Annotated in this window: 2 protein-coding genes; one reads left to right on the plus strand and one right to left on the minus strand. The window is 65.9% G+C overall.

The genetic code is table 11. The features are described from left to right. Positions 1–131 precede the first annotated feature (131 nt). Positions 132–686, minus strand: coding sequence for a hypothetical protein (locus tag QZY48_RS15360; RefSeq protein WP_295432327.1), 555 nt, complete (start codon positions 684–686; stop codon positions 132–134). Between the two features lie 191 nt (positions 687–877). Between QZY48_RS15360 and QZY48_RS15365 the strand changes: the two genes are divergently transcribed. Continuing rightward, positions 878–1960, plus strand: a complete 1083-nt coding sequence (locus tag QZY48_RS15365) for an adenylate/guanylate cyclase domain-containing protein (RefSeq protein WP_295432330.1) — start codon at positions 878–880, stop codon at positions 1958–1960. Positions 1961–2071 lie beyond the last annotated feature (111 nt).

Genomic DNA, 2071 nt, shown 5'->3' on the forward strand with positions numbered 1-2071 from the left:
AGAGCATCCGTGGCGCTACGATAACCCGACAACGACAACGACAACGACAACGACAACGACAACGACAACGACAACGATAACGACAACGACAACGACGCTATCCCTTGTTTACCTTGTTTATGACTCGTTACTTAGGGCCCCATCACCTGGCCGATAAGGGCCCGGATCGCCGGGTTCTCCAGCAGGCGCTGAAAACGCGGGTCCGTGCGCAGCGCCTCGACATTGCCGGACATGATCATCGCCACGAATTGCGGATCGGCGAGGGCCGCCTGGATGCCCGGGTCGCTCTGCAGGTGGGTGATGGCCTCCATGGTCTGCGGGTTGCCCAGTAGTTGCTGCTGGATGGCCGCGAGGTCGGGCGTCTGAGCACTGGCGCCTCCGGCCGGGTTCGGTGCCGCGGCGCTGGTCGGTGCCGCGGCGTCGGCGGTCGCGGGACGAATCGCGAGCACCTTGGCCTCGGGTATCGTGAGTTCGCCCAAGGCCGCGCTACGGACCCGGTAGACACCATCGCCGACCCCGACCAGGTCGGCGCTGATGACGCTGCCGTCGCGCAACTCGATGCGGCTCTCGGCGGCGCTGACCAGGCCCGGGCTCAGGCAGAGCGCCAGGCACAGCGGCGCAAACCTTGCTTGCGCGCGGGGCGGGCGCCACGGGTCGGTGCCGCGGGGGGCGGAGTGATGGGTCATGAAGGGCCTCGCTTGGTCTGTCTTGGGGCGGTCTTGGGGCCGGGGAGCCCGGTCGTTGCGCTGGGCTTGTCGTCGCGGGAAGTGTAGGCCGTTTTTCGGTTGCCCGAACTGCCACGCCGACACAAGGTGCGTGCTCACCCATGTGTCATGCTGAAGCTCAACGACGTACCGCAAAAAAGCCGAGCCTAAAGATGTTGCATCAGAATCGTGAACTGTTCCTCGCCGGGGTCGCGCGCGTGGTCGCCGAGGTCTGCGACAAGTCCGGCGCCGCGTTCCGGCATGGCGCCTTGCGCCATCGCCTGGACGGGCTGATCGATGAGTTCCTGCTGGAATCCCAGCCGATCACCGGGACTCACGCGACCATCGTGCTGGCCGATATCCGCGGCTTCACGGCGCTGACCGAAACCCTGCCCGCGCCGACCGTCATCGGCCTGCTGAATCGCTACTTCTCGGTGATGGGGCGGGTCATCAAGCGTCACGGGGGCGTCATCGACAAGTTCATGGGCGACTCGGTGATGGCGCTCTTCGGCGCCCCCGAGCGCCGCCCGGATGACCTGCTGCACGCCCTGGCCTGCGCGGTGGAGATGCAGCACGCCATGGTGGCACTCAACCTGGAGTCGGTGGCGCGCGGGGAGCCCCGGCTCTATGTGGGCATCGCGGTCAACACCGGGGAGGTGATGGCGGGCAGTTTCGGCTCCCGTCAGCACAGCGAGTACACCGTGATCGGTGACACCGTGAACGTGGTTGCGCGCATGGAGTCCTTCAGCCTGCGCGGTCAGATCCTCCTCAGTGAGTCGTGCCACGCCGCGGCGCGCGACCACATCGAGGTCGGCGCGGTCAATGAGGTACGGGTCAAGGGCAAGTCGGCGCCCGTGGTCCTTTACGAGCTGCACTGCGTGAACTACCCGCGACGCCTGGTGGTGCCGCAGGTGGAGGTGCGCCGCTCGCCGCGGGTGCGGGTCGACTTTCCCTTGGAACTGCGGCGCCTCGTCGGTAAGCACATAGTCCCGGAACCGCTGTCGGGGCGGGTGCTGGACCTGGGTTACCACGGCTTCCTGATCGAACTCCCGTGCGCCTTGGGGCGCGGTACCGATCTGGTCGCGGATCTCGCGCCGAGCCTCCACGGGGAGTCGATGGGCGATCTCTACGCCAAGGTGGTGCGGGCTCAGGCCGGTGCGGACGGATTTCAGACCAGCCTGCAATTCACCAACATCGACACCCCGGCCCACCTCCAGGTCAAGCGCTATGTGGATGCGGTGTTGTGGGGGCGGTAGGGCACCGCGGGTGGATCAGTATCGCGTCAAGAGCAAGCTAAGCACAATCGTTGTCGTTGTCGTTGTCGTTGTCGTTGTCGTAGTCGTTGTCGTAATCGGAGAAGCGGTGCA

This window comes from uncultured Thiodictyon sp., from assembly GCF_903828115.1.
GTDB lineage: Bacteria > Pseudomonadota > Gammaproteobacteria > Chromatiales > Chromatiaceae > Thiodictyon.

What these genes read in the sequence shown, in the direction of transcription:
- QZY48_RS15360 (WP_295432327.1), bottom strand. Translation starts at nt 686, where the DNA reads ATGACCCATCACTCCGCCCCCCGCGGCACCGACCCGTGGCGCCCGCCC.
- QZY48_RS15365 (WP_295432330.1), top strand. Translation starts at nt 878, where the DNA reads ATGTTGCATCAGAATCGTGAACTGTTCCTCGCCGGGGTCGCGCGCGTG.